This is a genomic window from Agrobacterium burrii, from assembly GCF_017313405.1.
GTDB classification, from domain to species: Bacteria; Pseudomonadota; Alphaproteobacteria; order Rhizobiales; family Rhizobiaceae; genus Agrobacterium; species Agrobacterium burrii.
The window spans coordinates 157,222-172,556 of sequence record NZ_JAFLNA010000006.1 but is presented as its reverse complement, the minus strand read 5'-3'; the positions used below and the strand labels follow the sequence as shown (position 1 = coordinate 172,556).

The following is a 15,335-nucleotide window of genomic DNA, read 5'->3' as shown; positions in this document are numbered from 1 at the left end:
TCCGGCGGATTTCTGTTTACTTTTGCCGAAGTTGCACGCCATCACGCTGATTGAACTCGCTGCCAGGCGTATCGCAAACCACGGAGGATGAGATGAAGGCACTGGTGCTGGAAGAAAAAGGCAAGCTCTCGCTCAGGGATTTTGACATTTCGGGTGAACTCGGACCGAAGGATGTGCGCATCCGCACCCATACGGTCGGTATCTGCGGCTCGGATGTCCATTATTATACTCACGGCAAGATCGGCCATTTCGTCGTCAATGCTCCCATGGTGCTCGGCCATGAGGCGTCGGGAACGGTCATCGAAACCGGTGCCGAGGTGACGCATCTGAAGGCCGGTGACCGTGTCTGCATGGAGCCGGGCATTCCCGACCCGACGTCGCGCGCATCCAAGCTCGGCATCTATAACGTCGATCCCGCCGTCCGCTTCTGGGCGACACCGCCGATCCATGGGTGCCTGACACCTGAGGTCATCCACCCCGCCGCTTTCACCTACAAGCTGCCGGACAATGTGTCCTTTGCCGAAGGAGCCATGGTTGAACCCTTCGCCATCGGCATGCAGGCGGCGCTAAGAGCGCGCATCCAGCCGGGCGATGTCGCCGTCGTCACCGGTGCCGGCCCGATCGGCATGATGGTGGCGCTGGCAGCACTTGCCGGCGGTTGCGCCAAGGTCATCGTTGCCGATCTCGCCCAGCCGAAGCTTGATATCATCGGTGCTTATGACGGTATCGAGACCGTCAACATCCGCGAGCGTAATCTTGCCGAAGCCGTGGCCGCTGCGACGGATGGCTGGGGCTGCGACATCGTCTTTGAATGCTCAGGCGCTGCACCCGCCGTGCTCGGCATGGCGAAACTGGCGCGGCCCGGCGGTGCGATCGTGCTTGTCGGCATGCCGGTCGATCCGGTGCCGGTCGATATTGTTGGCCTGCAGGCCAAGGAGCTTCGGGTGGAGACGGTTTTCCGTTATGCTAACGTTTATGACCGCGCGGTTGCCCTCATCGCATCCGGCAAGGTCGACCTGAAGCCGCTGATTTCCGCAACCATTCCCTTCGAAGACAGCATCGCCGGTTTTGATCGTGCGGTGGAAGCACGGGATACGGATGTGAAGCTGCAAATTCTGATGCCGCAATAAATGATCAGGCCAATTGCCCGCTGATGACTGAGCGGCAGATGCCCTGCGGAAAAGTATAAGCGCGAACTGCCGGTGATCGGTCGTTCGCGCTCCAAAAATTCATCAAATCTCTCCCCGTCTTGCATATTATATCGGCGTATCACGCAAAATTGCGCGAAAAAATCAGCGCAACTGCCAGCTTAATTGTCAGCGTCTGTATGCAGCTATTCAATTTCCGACAAAAAAGAGTCAAAAAAGTATCGGTAATTTCCCCGGTATGATGTGGAAGTAAATGCACGGCAGGCCATATGCTCCCCGTTAACGCCTGGGACGAGCCATAAAGAGGAATGGCCTTGCTCCGCAAATACGGCGGACGTGACTGATGGGAGGAATATTGATGCAGCCCGATCTGGAACTGGTACACATCCGCAAGGGCGAATCTTTCGCTGCCTGGCGGCATGGCTATCCGTTCCGCACCGTGCGTTGGCATTATCATCCCGAATATGAAATCCACCTGGTCGTCGCCACCTCTGGCACGTTCTATATCGGTGATTTCGTCGGTCGCTTCAGCCCCGGTCAGCTCATCATGACCGGTCCCAATCTCCCCCAGAACTGGATCAGCGAGATCGAGCCGGACGAAATCGTGCCGACACGCTCTCTCGTGATCCAGTTTCCGGAGAGCTTTATCGAAGATGCCTGCACCTCCATGTCTGAGATGGATGTGGTACGCGCCCTGCTGGATCGCAGCCGCCGCGGCATTCTGTTCGATGACGAGACGAGCGACCGGGTTCGCCCGCTGGTGCTTCGGCTGATCGAAGCGCAGGGGCTGACACGTCTGGCGCTTTTCTGGGAAATTCTCGATCTGCTGGTCAACGCACCCTCTTCAGAGGTGCTGGCGAGCCTGAGCTACGAGCTTGATCTGACCGGCATTGGCGATAGCGGCATCAACCGCGCTTTGTCACATCTGCGCCAGCATCTGACTGAACAGGTCGAGGAGATCGATCTGGCCGACATGGTGGGCCAGAGCCCGAGCGCCTTTTCCCGTGCCTTCAAGCGCCATACCGGCACGACGCTGGTGCGGTATCGCAATCAGTTACGCATCGATCTCGCCTGCCAGATGCTGCTGGCCGATCAGGATGTGAAGGTGGCGGAGGTCTGCTACGATGTGGGCTTTTCCAACCTTTCGAATTTCAACCGGCATTTCCTGAAATTGAAGGGAATGTCGCCGTCAAGGTTCCGAACCATATTCGCAGCCCAGAAGGCAGCGGTCATGGCGGATTAAACCAGCGACACATCGCCGATTTTTACCAATTCGGGCAGAGGGCTGTCCGGAAACGGGCACTTGTTGCCCCAACTTTCCAAACGGGAGGAATAGTAAGATGAAAATGAAATCCAGGCTTCTGATGGCGACAGCCGCAATTGCAATGATGGCCGCTCCGGCGCTGGCGCAGGAAAAGCTGAAAATCGGCATGACCTTCCAGGAGCTTAACAACCCCTATTTCGTGTCGATGCAGGAAGCGCTGAAGGAAGCCGCAGCAAGCATCGGCGCAGACGTTGTCGTGACCGATGCCGGCCACGATGTGGCAAAGCAGATTTCTGACGTTGAAGATATGCTTCAGCAGAAGATCGACATCCTGCTCCTCAACCCGACGGACAGCGCCGGTATCGAAGCCGCCGTGCATGCTGCCAAGGCTGCCGGCGTGATTGTCGTTGCTGTCGACGCCAACGCAAACGGCCCGGTCGACACCTTTGTCGGCTCGAAGAACCGTGACGCGGGCTACAAGTCGTGCAAGCATCTCGGTGACGCACTCGGCGGCAAGGGTGAAGTCGCGATCCTCGACGGTATCCCGGTCGTGCCGATCCTGCAGCGCGTTGAAGGTTGCAAGGCGGCTCTCGCCGAATTCGCCGACATCAAGCTGGTCGATACGCAGAACGGCCGTCAGGACCGCTCGGTCGCTCTCGGCGTCGTTGAAAACATGATCCAGTCGCGTCCGAACCTCGCCGGTATCTTCTCGGTGAATGACGGCGGTGCGATGGGTGCACTCGCTGCTATTCAGGGTTCCGGCAAGGACATCAAGCTGACCTCGGTCGACGGTGCTCCGGAAGCTGTGAAGGCGATTGCCGAGGGTGGTCCTTTCATCGAAACCACCGCGCAGTTCCCGCGTGACCAGGTGCGTGTCGGCCTTGCCATGGCGCTTGCCCAGAAGTGGGGCGCTCGCGTCGTGCCGAAGGAAGTCCCGATCGACGTCATGGTCGTCGACAGCAAAAACGCCGGCGATTTCAGCTGGTAAGAACTCCTCCCAGGCCCCGTCCCCATCTAGTATGGGGGCGGGGTTAAATCCCGACCATTGAGGAGGGTGAAATGCTGGAACTGAATGGAATAAGAAAAAGCTTTGGCAAGATCGAAGTCCTGCGCGGCGTCGACCTGCAAGCGCGCGCCGGCGAGGTGCATGCGCTTCTGGGCGAAAACGGTGCCGGCAAGTCGACTTTGATGAAGATCCTGTGCGGCATTTTGCAGCCCTCGGAAGGAACGATCCGCATTGACGGCAAGGATCGCCGCTTCGCCAATTATGACGAGGCGATTGCCGCTGGCGTCGGCATCGTGTTTCAGGAGTTCAGCCTGATCCCCTATCTCAATGCCGTTGAAAACATGTTTCTTGCCCGCGAAATTCGTGGGCCGCTGCGCCTTTTGAACAAGGGCGCCATGCGCAAGCGCGCGGCTGAGATCATGAGCCGTCTGGCCGTAGATGTTCCGCTCGACGTGCCGGTGCATCGCCTGTCCGTCGCGCAGCAGCAATTTGTCGAAATCGCCAAGGCATTGTCGCTGGATGCCCGCATCCTCGTTCTCGACGAGCCGACCGCAACGCTCACCCCGTCCGAGACCGAACACCTGTTCAAGGTCATGCGGGAGTTGCGGCGTCAGGGCGTGGCGATCATCTTCATTTCGCATCATCTTGAGGAAATATTCGAGATCTGCGACCGCATCACTGTTCTGCGTGATGGTGAACTGATCGGTTCCTGCCTGACTTCGGAGGTCGATAATGACCGTCTGGTGGAGATGATGGTCGGCAGGCGCATCGAATCCAGCTTCCCGCCAAAGCCGCAGCTCGATCCTTCCGCCGCAAAGGTGATCGAAGTGGAAGAGCTGCAATTGAAGAAGGGCGGCCCCGTTTCGCGCTTTGCGCTGCGAAAGGGCGAAATTCTCGGCTTTGCCGGGCTTGTCGGCTCGGGCCGCACGGAAACGGTTCTCGCCATGCTGGGGGCGCATTCCGCCTCGCGCCGCAAGATCAAGGTCGACGGTGTGGACACGCGTTTTTCCGGGCCTGATGAAGCGCTGATGCGTGGCATCGGCTTGCTTCCGGAAAGCCGCAAGGAGGAGGGGCTGATCACCAGTTTCTCCATCCTGCAGAATATTTCGCTCAACAATTATCGCAAATACCGCAAGGCCCACTGGTTCCTCGATCTCAAAAAGGAACTGGAGTACACGACAAAGGCCATGGCGCAGGTGCAGGTCAAGGCGCAGGGGCCTTATGCCCGCGTCGACACGCTATCGGGCGGCAATCAGCAGAAGATCGTTATCGCCCGCTGGCTGAACCATGACATGCGCGTGCTGATCTTCGACGAGCCGACACGTGGCATCGATGTCGGCGCGAAGGCGGAAATCTACTCGCTGATGCGCGAATTCGCGGCCAAGGGCTATTCGATCATCATGATCTCCTCGGAGCTGCCGGAAGTGATCGGCATGTCCGACAGGGTCTGCGTCTTCCGTTCCGGCGGCATCGTCGCCACGGTCGAAGGCGACGACATCAATTCAGAAACAATAATGACAAACGCCACCACCGGGAGAGTTGAACATGTCGCTTGATGCAAACACCGGCGTTGCCGCGAAAACGGGCGGTTTCAGTCTCAGCTCCATGCTGCGTTCGCCGCTCGCCCTGCCTCTGGCGGGCCTGATTGTCGTCTCCATCCTGATGGGGCTTGCGAGCGACAATTTCTTCAGCGTCAACAACATCATGAACGTGCTGCGGCAGGTCTCCGTCGTCGGCATTCTCGCTGTCGGCATGACCTTCGTCATCCTCACCGGCGGCATCGATCTGTCGGTCGGTGCGGTCATGGCGCTTGTCGGCACATTGTCGGCCGGCCTGATGGTGAATACCGGCCTGTCGCCCGCGGTTGCCCTGCCGGCTGGCCTCTTTATCGGTCTGGGCATCGGTATCTTCAACGGGGCGCTTGTCGCCTGGGGTAGGATGCCCGCCATCATCGTCACGCTCGCCACCATGGGCATGGCGCGTGGCCTTGGTCTGATCTATTCCGGCGGTTATCCGGTCAGCGGCATTCCGAGCTGGATTTCCTGGTTCGGCGTGGGCCGCATCGGCATCGTTCCTGTGCCTGTCATCATCATGGTGGTGATTTATGCCGTGGCCTGGGTGCTGTTGCAGCGCACCGCCTTCGGCCGCCACGTCTATGCGCTTGGTGGCAACGAGTTGGCGGCCCGTCTTTCGGGCGTGAAGACCCGGCGCGTCAAACTTGCCGTCTATGGCATTTCAGGTGTCACGGCAGCTTTTGCCGCGCTTATCCTCACCGGCCGCCTGATGAGCGGTCAGCCCAACGCCGGTGTCGGTTTTGAGCTTGATGCCATCGCGGCTGTCGTTCTCGGCGGCACGGCGATTGCCGGGGGCAGGGGGCTTATTCTCGGTACGCTCATCGGTGCGGTGCTGCTGGGCATCCTCAATAACGGCCTCAACCTCATGGGCATCAACCCCTATCTGCAGGATGTCATCAAGGGCGGCATCATCCTGCTGGCCATCTATATCGGACGCGAATGGCGCTGAGCCGGCCCGAAAACATCTTCATAAACGCAGGAGAATTAAATGTCTGAATCGCTGCAAGGCAAGATCGCAGTCATCACCGGTGCCGCATCCGGCATCGGGCTTGCAACCACAGAAGCGCTGCTGGAACAGGGCGCAACCGTGGTCATGGTCGACTGGAACGAGAAAGCCTTGAAAGATCTGGCCGCCAAGCTCGGCGAGCGCGCCATTCCGCAGGTTACCAACCTCTTGGATGCCGACAGCTGCAACGCCATGGTTCCCGAAATCCTGGAGAAGGTCGATCATATCGACATTCTCTATTGCAATGCCGGCACCTATATCGGCGGTGAGCTGACCGAAACGACGCCTGAAGCCATCGACAAGATGCTGAACCTCAACGTCAACGCGGTCATGAAGAATGTTCAGGCCGTCGTGCCGCATATGTCGGCGCGCAAGACGGGTGATATCATCGTCACCTGCTCGATCGCCGGCCATTTTCCGACCTATTGGGAGCCGGTCTATTCGGGTTCGAAATGGGCGATCACCAGCTTCGTGCAGGGCATGCGCCGCCAGATGATCCCGCATGGCGTGCGCGTCGCGCAGGTCTCTCCCGGCCCGGTCGTCTCCGCACTTCTGGCGGACTGGCCGGAGGAAAACCTCCGCAAGGCCAAGGAATCGGGTAGCCTTATCGACGCGAGCGAAGTGGCCGATGCGGTTATCTACATGCTGACGCGCAAGCGCACCGTCACCATCCGCGACATGCTGGTTCTCCCGACCAACTTCGACCGCGTTTAAAAATGTCTGGGGCGGTTGGGGAAATCGGAACCGGTCCAGCCGCTCCATATCGTTCAAGCACCGGATGATCCGCTCCGAGGAGTATCGCAAATGGCTTCCTACCTTGTTGGCGTCGATGTCGGGACAGGCTCGGCGCGGGCCGGTGTCTTCGATGTCGCAGGCAAGCTTCTCGCTACCGCCAAGCGCCCGATCAGCATGCACCGCGAGGATGGCGGCATTGCCGAACAATCGAGCGGTGAGGTGTGGCAGGCGGTTTGTGATAGCGTTCGCGAAAGCGTTTCGCGCGCCGGTATCGATCCGGCCGAGGTCGCCGGCATCGGTTTTGACGCCACCTGCTCGCTCGTTGTTCGCGGGCCTGATGATGAGACCCTGCCAGTCGGCGCTGCCGATCATCCCGAACGTGATATCATCGTCTGGATGGACCACCGCGCCGTCGAACAGGCGGAGCGCATCAATACCGGCGAACATGCCGTTCTGAAATATGTCGGCGGCCGCATTTCCCCGGAAATGCAGACGCCCAAGCTGCTGTGGCTCAGCGAAAACAGGCCGGATATCTATGCGCGCGCCGAGCATTTCTTCGACCTGACGGATTTTCTGACATGGAAGGCTTCCGGCGCGCTCGATCGTTCCGCCTGCACGGTCACCTGCAAATGGACTTATCTGGCCCATGAAAACCGCTGGGATGCGGAGTATTTCAACCACATCGGGCTTGGTGATCTAGCCGAGCAGGGCTTCCGTCGCATCGGTGAAAGCGTCGTCCATCCCGGTACGGCGTTGGGCGCGGGCCTGACCGAAGATGCGGCAAAGGCCATGGGGCTGGTTGCAGGCACCGCCGTTGCTGCAGGCCTTATCGATGCCCATGCCGGCGGTGTTGGCACAGTGGCTGCCGGCGGTGATGCATCGCGATGCCTTGGTTATGTCTTTGGCACGTCCTCCTGCACCATGACCACTACTGCCGAACCCGCCTTCGTGCCGGGTGTATGGGGTCCCTATTATTCCGCCATGGTTCCCGGCGCATGGCTCAACGAAGGCGGCCAGTCTGCCGCCGGTGCGGCCATCGACTATCTGGTGCAATTGCACCCGGCCTTTGCCGAGGCGAAGGCGCTTGCCGAGAAGGAAGGCAAAGCCTTGCCGGTTTGGCTTGCCGACCGCGCCCTCGGCCTTGCCGCATCCGCTTCCGCCGCAGCTGAGATTGCCGAAGATTTTCATGTGGTGCCGGAGTTTCTGGGTAACCGCGCTCCCTTTGCCGATCCGCATGCACGCGCCGTCATTGCCGGTTATGGCATGGAGACCGGCGTGGATTCGCTCGTAGCACTTTATGTCGCGGGGCTTCTCGGCCTCGGTTACGGGCTTCGCCAGATCATCGAAACGCAGGCTCGCAACGGCGCGCCGGTGGAAACCATCAGCGTCAGCGGCGGGGCAGGCGCTCATCCGCTTGCCCGGCAATTGCTGGCCGACGCAACGGGGCTTCCTGTCGAACTGACCGAATGCGAAGAGCCGGTGCTTCTGGGGTCGGCCATGCTGGGTGCCGTTGCTGCGGAAACCTATCCGGATCTTATGGCGGCGATGCCCGCCATGTCGCGGATCGCCAGCTGTGCTTCGCCTGATCCTGCTTTTCAAAAGGTTCATCAGCGGCGTTACGGCGCGTTTCTGGCGCTCCAGAATGCGGCGCGCGCCATTCGCTCAGCCAGCCATTCCTGAAGCGCGTCAAAAGCTTAGATCATCTGGCCCTATTGGCCGCAAAATAACGAGGGTTCCATGCAGTTTTCCGGAAAGTCCGTCATCATCACCGGCGCAGGCAAAGGCATCGGCCGCGCCTGTGCGCAGCTGATGGCCGCACGCGGTGCGGAAGTGGTGGCGATCAGCCGCACGCAGTCCGATCTCGATAGCCTGAAAAGCGAAATTGGCGGCCGTTCGATCCGTGTCGATCTTGCCGACGTCGCTGCCACCCGTGCTGCCATGGCCGAAGCTGGTCCGTGCGATTTCCTGATCAACAGCGCCGGCATCAACGTGCTGGAAAGCGTGCTAGACATGAGCGATGCCGGCTATGAGGCCGTGCTGGGCATCAACCTGCGCGCCGCTCTCGTCACCTGCCAGGAATTTGCCCGCGCTCGTGTCGCGCAGGGTGGCGGTGGCGCCATCGTCAACATCACGTCCATCGCCGGCCATCGCGGTTTTCAGGATCATCTTTGCTATGCGGCGTCGAAGGCCGGGCTTGAAGGCGCAACCCGTGTTCTCGCCAAGGAGCTTGGCGCGCACGGTATCCGCGTTAACGCCGTTGCCCCGACGATCACGCTCACCGAACTGGCGGCGGAAGCCTGGAACGATCCCGTCAAGAGCCAGCCGATGATGGTTCGCCATCCGCTTAACCGTTTTGCCGAAGCCGAAGAGGTGGCGCAGAGCATCGCGCTGCTGCTCTCTGATGACAGCAAGATGATTTCCGGGGCCGTGTTGCCTGTGGATGGCGGTTTCCTCGCTGTTTGACGTTTGGCAAACAGGCTCGGAGAATAATGAGCGGATGCGCAAGCGCGCCCGAAGGTTAAGAGAACGCCCGGCAAACCGCCGGGCGCATCTAGATTAATGACGATGCTCAGGCATGTCCTTCAACTGGTCCTTCGTCCATGAAGTAACCGCGTGGACATCGCCGTCCTCATCTCGCATGAAATCGAGATCGCTGAGCGGCACGGCGACAGGCTTTGCGCCGATGCCGAGAAAACCACCGACATCGATGATCGCGGTGCTGCCGGCTCCAACGCCGTGCACGTGGTCAACCTTGCCGACCTTATGGTCATCCGCACCATAAACGGTCGCTCCTTCGAGCACCGAAGGCGTGAGTTCCGTTTCAACCAGACGTACGTGATTGGTGTGATCCATTGTTCTTCCTCCTGTCTTGGTTTGCAGAAAACAAACTCCCGCATCGCAAAACTGTTCCATCCAATTTTGCGGCTGGTGGAGACGGGTTATTTCTCATCGGTGCATTGTTGGGTCCCGGGCGGATGCTCGTCAGAAGAACTGGAGGAACAGGCAGCCCTTCTGTGGGAGGCGCTTGGTTCTCCTCCCCCGGTCGACCGAAAAAGGGCGGCTATTTGCCTCTACCCCGTCCGGTCAACTTGCGGTGGCAGGTCGTGACTTTCCTGCATTGTTGCGGGTCGCCGCGCGGCGTCCAGAAAGAAATTCATCGACATCCTCTTCTCGCAGCGGCGGCGCATAAACATAGCCCTGCACCAGAGTCGCACCGAGGCCTTCAAGGGCTGCAAGCTCTTCTGATGTTTCGACCCCTTCCACCACACATTCCAGTCCCATATCCCGGCTGAGGGTGAGAAGGGATTTCACGATCTTGTAGCTCGCCGGCTTTTCGTGCAGGTCGGTCACGAAACTGCGGTCGATCTTGATTTTGGTAAGAGGCAGGGCATGCAGCCGCGTCAGGCTGGAATAACCCGTGCCAAAATCATCCAGCGAAATGCCGCAGCCGAGACGTTGCAGCATTTCGATCGACTGCCTGACCTGTTCGAAATCATGCGCAAAGGCCGTCTCGGTAATTTCAAGGTCAAGACGGCATGCGTCGAAGCCGCTGTTTTCGATGATGCCGATCAGGGATAACACGCCTTCGCAGGAATTGAGATCATGGGCCGAGAGGTTGAAGGACAGCCTGAGAGAAGGCTCCCACTTCGAGGCGGAAGCCAGGGCCATCCTGAGAAGCGGCCGCGTCAGTGAACTGACGATTCCGGCCCGCTCGGCGATGGAGAAGAATTGGGCGGGTGGCACATGCCCGAGGATCGGGCTATGCCAGCGCGCCAGCGCCTCAAAACCGTCGGTTCCTCCATCGCGTATATCCACGATTGGCTGGAACACGACTGAAAGTTCGTTTTCCATATCGCGCTGCTTGAGCAGATGTTCGATGCGGGCTTCGATATTAATCTGCTTTTCATGTTCCGCGTCGAACAGGACGGCATCGCCGCGCCGGGTCTTCTTGGCATGATAAAGGGCATAGTCCGCCCTGTCGAAAAGCTGTTCCAGCGTGGAGGCGAGATTTGGAAAGACGGCTATCCCCATCGAGGCGGAAACATGCACCGTTCCCTCCGGCATATGGTAGGGCGCTCTCAACTGCTCTGAAATTGCGTTGGCATTGGCAACGAGCTGCGCATCATCAGGTATGATCGGAGCAACGATGGCAAATTCGTCGCCGCCCAGCCGGAACGCCTTGCTGGCTTTCAGACTGGCGGTAAGGCGTTTGCTGACATTGACCAGCAGTCTGTCGCCCACGGAGTGTCCATAGAGGTCGTTGACCGGCTTGAAGCCGTCGAGATCGATGACGCCTAACGCCAGCCGTGTTCCTGCGGCGCTGGCCTTTTCCAGCTCGACTTCCAGATGGGAAAAAAAAGCGCGGCGATTGGGCAGCTCGGTCAGGCTGTCCATATTGGCGAGCAGCAGGTTCTCGTTGCTCAGCGCTTCCGTACGCTGTTGCGAGACGACCATACGCTCGAAATTGCGGTAGTTGGTCAACAGGATGGACATCATGCCGGCGCAGACCAGCAGAACATTGATGGCGATGGCGATGAATGTCGGTTGCCGTGATGCCAGAAAGAAGACGATGAATGCACCGTTGACGATGAGGGTGACAATGAAGGCGGCAGAGCGCACATACATCAGACAGAAGATGCAGGAAATCACCGTGATTGCCATGTAGAAGGCAACGTGAGACTGCATATAAGCGTCACCGTAAGGCACCAGCAAAAAAGACCAGAGCGTGAATGCCATGGCGATGCCGACCGCCAGGCGGTTTGTGCGCTGGAGTGCCGCATGGGCCATTTTCGGCTTCGGATCGATGCCGCGCGTCTTCCACCAGAATGCGACCCTGAGGGTGCAGCCAAGGGTGAAAAGAGTGGGAACTCCAATGGTGAGCCAAAACGGCGCCAGTTGCATGTGCGTAATGGCAAGCGCCCATGTACTTGAAAGCAGTATGAAATACATCATCGGCATCTGCCGTGTGAAGGCGCGATATTGTGCTTTCAGCAAGTCCGGATTGTCAGATCGAACAGACATGAAGTTTTGAAATTTTTGTTTGGCAGTTAGTATTTTCATTGGCCGCTCATCAAGTAGAGAACGGCGTTCATAACATAAATACAGTTACATCATTGAAAATACACAGGGTTAATCGATGGAGAACCATATCAACCTCGAGATGTGTACAATTGTCTGTCGCAACACATCATTTGCATTGATCAAAGTGCGCTGCTACGTCTTGAGTGATCCAAAACAAGCGTTTGGCCATGTCCGATCCGCCACAATCAATTCCTCCAAAAATCGTGCTTGAAAACACTGAACACGTGTGCAATATGAACACGCGTTCACTCTAAGGGAAATGGTTGTTGCGCATGGACTCGATGCCTTATCCGGATACATTGACGGCTCGCGCCGAACTCTGCCGCAGCGTTATTCTTTCTGCCGGGGAACTGGTGCTGAAAGGTTTTCAGGGCGAAGCGACACGTAGCTTTTCGATGAAGGGGCCGCAGGACTTTCTGACCGTGACGGATGCTGCCTCCGAAGCGCATATTCGCGGCGCCATCGCGGCTTGTTTTCCCGATGACAGTTTTTTCGGAGAAGAAGGCGGCGGGAAGATTGGCGAGCGCGTCTGGGTCGTGGACCCCATCGACGGGACTGCGAATTTTGCCCGTGGCATTCCGCATTTCTGTATCTCCATCGCTTATGTCGAAAACGGGCGAACCGAGCTTGGCGCGATCTATAATCCCGCGCTTGACGAGCTTTATTTCGCCCGTCGCGGGGAGGGGGCGACGCGCAACGGCTTGCCGATCCGGGTGTCGGAGACGGAGCGTTTCGATGCGGCGTCGATTGAAATGGGCTGGTCGACCCGCGTGGCGAATGACGTCTATCTCGACGTCGTCAAGAACCTGCTCGATATGGGCACCAATGTCCGCCGCGCCGGCTCAGGGGCCATGGCGCTTGCCTATGTGGCTGATGGCCGCTCCGATGCCTATATCGAATTGCATATGAATTCATGGGATTGTCTTGCGGGACTGCTACTCGTCAGCGAAGCTGGCGGGGATGTCTGCCCTTTCCTGGAAATCGGTAGTCTTGAGGATGGCGGGCCGGTGCTGGCGGCAGCCGGCGGTGTTGCCAAAGGTGTCAGTGAGGCATCGAACATACCTTTGGCCGAGCGGCAGCCGTCCGGTGGGCAGCGGGCCGCATCGGCCTGATTTTAGACGAAGCGCAGCCCGTGATGAAGGGTTGCTTCGTGCATGTGGAGGAATGACATGGATGGACCCGTTTATGCCCGGCCTGCAATCAGCCTGATTGCGGAAGGGCTCGGTCCGCATAATGCTGCGCTTTACATCGGCGGCAGCGATGGTGCGAGCGATCTCGGGCTCCTGCGCCGGCACGGCATTACCACTGTCGTCAATTGCGCCGTCAACCTCGATATCAATCTCGTGCAGGCGGCGGCGGAAGAGGGCGACAGGCGCGCCGTGGGTTATGGCGATATCCGCTATTACAAGCTTGGCCTGATCGACGGGGAGGGCAGCCCCGACACGATGATGCTGGGGGCCTATTACATTCTTGACGGTGCGCTTCGCCAGACGATGCCGAAACGCGAAACCTATCCGTTTCCAGATGGCGGCAATGTGCTGGTCAACTGCCGCAGCGGCCGCAGCCGCTCCGTCTCGCTGGTAGCGCTTTTCCTCCATAAGCAGCAGCCGCATCTTTACCCCACCCTTGACGACGCGGTTTCCGTGATCCGCACCAGGCGGGAATTGCGGCCCGACGAATGGTTCGAGACGCCGAAACCGATGCTTTATGCCGCCGCCCGCCGTGCCTCCGACTGGATCGACATGGTTGAGGGCAGAAAGACCACCCAATCATGCTGACACGTGCTCTTCCCTCCGTTGCCGTCATTGCTGACGCGCATTTTCATGACACGGCCGCTGATTTCGGATTTCCGGGCATTGAGATCGATGGCGAGCGCATCACCATGCGCAGCTGGTCGGATACACGCGAATCCACCCGGGTTTTCAATGAAAGCGCGGATGCGCTGTATGCCGCGCTCGAGGAGGTACGGCAACGGGGCATTCGCCATGTGGTGCTGCTTGGGGATTATACCGATGACGGCCAGCGGGCGACCACCGAAACGCTGAAGGGCATTCTGGAGCGTCATCGCGATGCCCATGGCACCGCTTTTTATGCATTGCCCGGAAACCACGATATTTTTGGCCCGCGCGGCCGGCACCATACCAAGGAATTCCTGACGGAAAATGGCCGATGCCTTTCCGTTTCGAGCGATGCACGGCGGGCCGGGGAGCGGGTTGTTATCAGCGACCGGATGTATTGCGAAGGCTATCCAGTGGGCCTCGGCCCCATGGCGGCCTTCGGATATTTCCGTCAGCCGGACTACATTCACTGGGAAACACCGTTCGGTCTCTCCGACTTGGCGGAGGACCGCCTTTACGAGGTGCGCTCGCCCGATGGACACAATGTCTACCAGCTGATGGACGCCTCCTATCTCGTCGAGCCGGAGCCGGGTCTCTGGTTACTGTTGATCGACGCCAATATTTTCGAACCACTCGACGGTGCGTTCGAAAAAGGCGAGGAAGCGGCCTTCACCGACAGCACCTCCGGCGGCTGGAATGCGCTTTTGCGTTGCAAACCCTTCATTATCGACTGGATTGCCGATGTGCGTCATAGGGCGGAGGCGCTCGGCAAAACGTTGCTTGGCTTTTCTCACTATCCGGCGCTCGATCCTTTTGATGGCGCAAGCGGTGCCGAGGGCGCGCTGTTCGGCGAAACCAATGTCGTGCGCCGCACGCCGCGCAAGGCGGTGGAGGATGCGCTGCGTCACGCCGGGCTTGCCGTCCATTTCAGCGGGCACCTGCATGTGGAAGGTGTGACAAGGCGCGGGGAAGGGGAGAATTCGCTCACCAATATCGCCGTGCCGTCGCTGGTGGCCTTCCCGCCCGCCTTCAAGGTTGTCCACCCGTCGCGGCAGGAAATCATTGTGGAGACGGTGGAGATGGACGCTCTGCCGATCAATAGCCGTATTTGCCGAGGCTATGCGCAGGAAACGGCGCTGGCTGGCGAGGACGAGGACCGGGCGTTTGCGGCGGGCAACTACGGTGATTTTCTGCTTGGCCATAAACGGGCGCTGATTAGGCACCGTTATTTCATCAAGGAATGGCCGGCCGAGGTTGTGGCGGCCATTGCGGATAAAACCGTGCAGGATGTTATTGGCCTGATTGGGAAGAAGGGCGCATCCATATCGGACGGCCTCGTGCTGGCTTCTGAATTACCGATGTTCGAGCTGATTGCCGATTGGTATTGCCTGCGTCAGGGCGCGGGTCTTGCCCTGCCGCATATCCGGCCAGAGCGGCTTTCCCTCTATCGGGTACTTGCGGAACGCTTCGGCCGCGAGGCGGATCGCCACGACGGTTCCGTTCAAAGCTTTATCGAAATCTTCTTCGGTGCGCTCGGCCTGTTTCTGGAGCGTGCTGAAGGCAGTTCGCGTGATCTCACGCTTCAGTTCGCTCCACAATATGAGCGCGTAGCGGTTTGATCTGAAGGTTTTGCAACGGGCTGCTGCATCGCAGCCCCGAGTGCAGACCGGCGGCGGGGACGA

At 59.0% G+C, this 15,335-nt stretch carries 13 protein-coding genes; 11 read left to right on the top strand and 2 right to left on the bottom strand.

What is annotated here, in order from left to right; genetic code table 11:
- Positions 1 to 92: 92 nt before the first annotated feature.
- The 8 genes from JZX89_RS13425 (at position 93) to JZX89_RS13390 (ending at position 9,196) form a co-directional block, all read left to right on the top strand.
- The gene (locus tag JZX89_RS13425) at positions 93 to 1,130 is read left to right on the top strand and encodes an NAD(P)-dependent alcohol dehydrogenase (protein WP_207134331.1); all 1,038 of its coding nucleotides are present in this window, start codon (positions 93 to 95) and stop codon (positions 1,128 to 1,130) included.
- A 376-nt stretch (positions 1,131 to 1,506) separates the two neighbouring features.
- A complete protein-coding gene (locus JZX89_RS13420; RefSeq protein ID WP_149900761.1) occupies positions 1,507 to 2,391 on the top strand; it encodes a helix-turn-helix domain-containing protein in 885 nt (294 codons plus the stop codon).
- A 97-nt stretch (positions 2,392 to 2,488) separates the two neighbouring features.
- The gene (locus JZX89_RS13415; RefSeq protein WP_207134330.1) at positions 2,489 to 3,400 is read left to right on the top strand and encodes an ABC transporter substrate-binding protein; all 912 of its coding nucleotides are present in this window, start codon (positions 2,489 to 2,491) and stop codon (positions 3,398 to 3,400) included.
- Between the two features lie 71 nt (positions 3,401 to 3,471).
- The gene (locus JZX89_RS13410; protein WP_207134329.1) at positions 3,472 to 4,974 is read left to right on the top strand and encodes a sugar ABC transporter ATP-binding protein; all 1,503 of its coding nucleotides are present in this window, start codon (positions 3,472 to 3,474) and stop codon (positions 4,972 to 4,974) included.
- Positions 4,964 to 5,941 (top strand): ABC transporter permease, encoded by a 978-nt coding sequence (locus tag JZX89_RS13405; protein WP_153515922.1) that lies wholly within the window; start codon positions 4,964 to 4,966, stop codon positions 5,939 to 5,941. The genes JZX89_RS13410 and JZX89_RS13405 overlap by 11 nt, the downstream gene beginning before the upstream one ends.
- A 39-nt stretch (positions 5,942 to 5,980) precedes the next feature.
- Complete coding sequence (locus JZX89_RS13400; protein ID WP_149900765.1) at positions 5,981 to 6,712, top strand: SDR family oxidoreductase; 732 nt, start codon at positions 5,981 to 5,983, stop codon at positions 6,710 to 6,712.
- 90 nt (positions 6,713 to 6,802) lie between these two features.
- Positions 6,803 to 8,413 carry an FGGY-family carbohydrate kinase gene (locus JZX89_RS13395; protein WP_207134328.1) on the top strand — a complete coding sequence of 537 codons (1,611 nt, stop codon included), beginning with the start codon at positions 6,803 to 6,805 and terminating at the stop codon, positions 8,411 to 8,413.
- A gap of 57 nt (positions 8,414 to 8,470) precedes the next feature.
- Positions 8,471 to 9,196 (top strand): SDR family oxidoreductase, encoded by a 726-nt coding sequence (locus tag JZX89_RS13390; RefSeq protein ID WP_149900767.1) that lies wholly within the window; start codon positions 8,471 to 8,473, stop codon positions 9,194 to 9,196.
- 93 nt (positions 9,197 to 9,289) lie between these two features.
- Here JZX89_RS13390 and JZX89_RS13385 read toward each other — a convergent pair whose 3' ends face one another.
- Together JZX89_RS13385 and JZX89_RS13380 are read right to left on the bottom strand one after the other, a co-directional pair.
- On the bottom strand, positions 9,290 to 9,586 hold the full coding sequence (locus JZX89_RS13385) for a PRC-barrel domain-containing protein (RefSeq protein ID WP_003522015.1): 297 nt from the start codon (positions 9,584 to 9,586) through the stop codon (positions 9,290 to 9,292).
- Between the two features lie 231 nt (positions 9,587 to 9,817).
- Positions 9,818 to 11,794, bottom strand: coding sequence for a putative bifunctional diguanylate cyclase/phosphodiesterase (locus tag JZX89_RS13380; protein ID WP_207134327.1), 1,977 nt, complete (start codon positions 11,792 to 11,794; stop codon positions 9,818 to 9,820).
- Between the two features lie 293 nt (positions 11,795 to 12,087).
- On the opposite strand from JZX89_RS13380, the gene JZX89_RS13375 reads away from it, so the two are divergent.
- Genes JZX89_RS13375 through JZX89_RS13365 form a run of 3 tightly spaced genes read left to right on the top strand, consistent with a single transcriptional unit; the run spans position 12,088 to position 15,272 of the window.
- Positions 12,088 to 12,927: an inositol monophosphatase family protein gene (locus JZX89_RS13375; protein ID WP_207134326.1), complete on the top strand. Its 840-nt coding sequence runs from the start codon at positions 12,088 to 12,090 to the stop codon at positions 12,925 to 12,927.
- Between the two features lie 57 nt (positions 12,928 to 12,984).
- Positions 12,985 to 13,593 (top strand): dual specificity protein phosphatase family protein, encoded by a 609-nt coding sequence (locus JZX89_RS13370; RefSeq protein WP_207134325.1) that lies wholly within the window; start codon positions 12,985 to 12,987, stop codon positions 13,591 to 13,593.
- Positions 13,587 to 15,272, top strand: a complete 1,686-nt coding sequence (locus JZX89_RS13365; protein ID WP_207134324.1) for a metallophosphoesterase family protein — start codon at positions 13,587 to 13,589, stop codon at positions 15,270 to 15,272. The genes JZX89_RS13370 and JZX89_RS13365 overlap by 7 nt, the downstream gene beginning before the upstream one ends.
- Positions 15,273 to 15,335: the final 63 nt, after the last annotated feature.

Excerpts from the sequence above, each read along its gene's own strand:
- JZX89_RS13425 (WP_207134331.1), top strand. The coding sequence starts at position 93 with ATGAAGGCACTGGTGCTGGAAGAAAAAGGCAAGCTCTCGCTCAGGGAT.
- JZX89_RS13420 (WP_149900761.1), top strand. The coding sequence starts at position 1,507 with ATGCAGCCCGATCTGGAACTGGTACACATCCGCAAGGGCGAATCTTTC.
- JZX89_RS13415 (WP_207134330.1), top strand. The coding sequence starts at position 2,489 with ATGAAAATGAAATCCAGGCTTCTGATGGCGACAGCCGCAATTGCAATG.
- JZX89_RS13410 (WP_207134329.1), top strand. The coding sequence starts at position 3,472 with ATGCTGGAACTGAATGGAATAAGAAAAAGCTTTGGCAAGATCGAAGTC.
- JZX89_RS13405 (WP_153515922.1), top strand. The coding sequence starts at position 4,964 with ATGTCGCTTGATGCAAACACCGGCGTTGCCGCGAAAACGGGCGGTTTC.
- JZX89_RS13400 (WP_149900765.1), top strand. The coding sequence starts at position 5,981 with ATGTCTGAATCGCTGCAAGGCAAGATCGCAGTCATCACCGGTGCCGCA.
- JZX89_RS13395 (WP_207134328.1), top strand. The coding sequence starts at position 6,803 with ATGGCTTCCTACCTTGTTGGCGTCGATGTCGGGACAGGCTCGGCGCGG.
- JZX89_RS13390 (WP_149900767.1), top strand. The coding sequence starts at position 8,471 with ATGCAGTTTTCCGGAAAGTCCGTCATCATCACCGGCGCAGGCAAAGGC.
- JZX89_RS13385 (WP_003522015.1), bottom strand. The coding sequence starts at position 9,586 with ATGGATCACACCAATCACGTACGTCTGGTTGAAACGGAACTCACGCCT.
- JZX89_RS13380 (WP_207134327.1), bottom strand. The coding sequence starts at position 11,794 with ATGAAAATACTAACTGCCAAACAAAAATTTCAAAACTTCATGTCTGTT.
- JZX89_RS13375 (WP_207134326.1), top strand. The coding sequence starts at position 12,088 with ATGGACTCGATGCCTTATCCGGATACATTGACGGCTCGCGCCGAACTC.
- JZX89_RS13370 (WP_207134325.1), top strand. The coding sequence starts at position 12,985 with ATGGATGGACCCGTTTATGCCCGGCCTGCAATCAGCCTGATTGCGGAA.
- JZX89_RS13365 (WP_207134324.1), top strand. The coding sequence starts at position 13,587 with ATGCTGACACGTGCTCTTCCCTCCGTTGCCGTCATTGCTGACGCGCAT.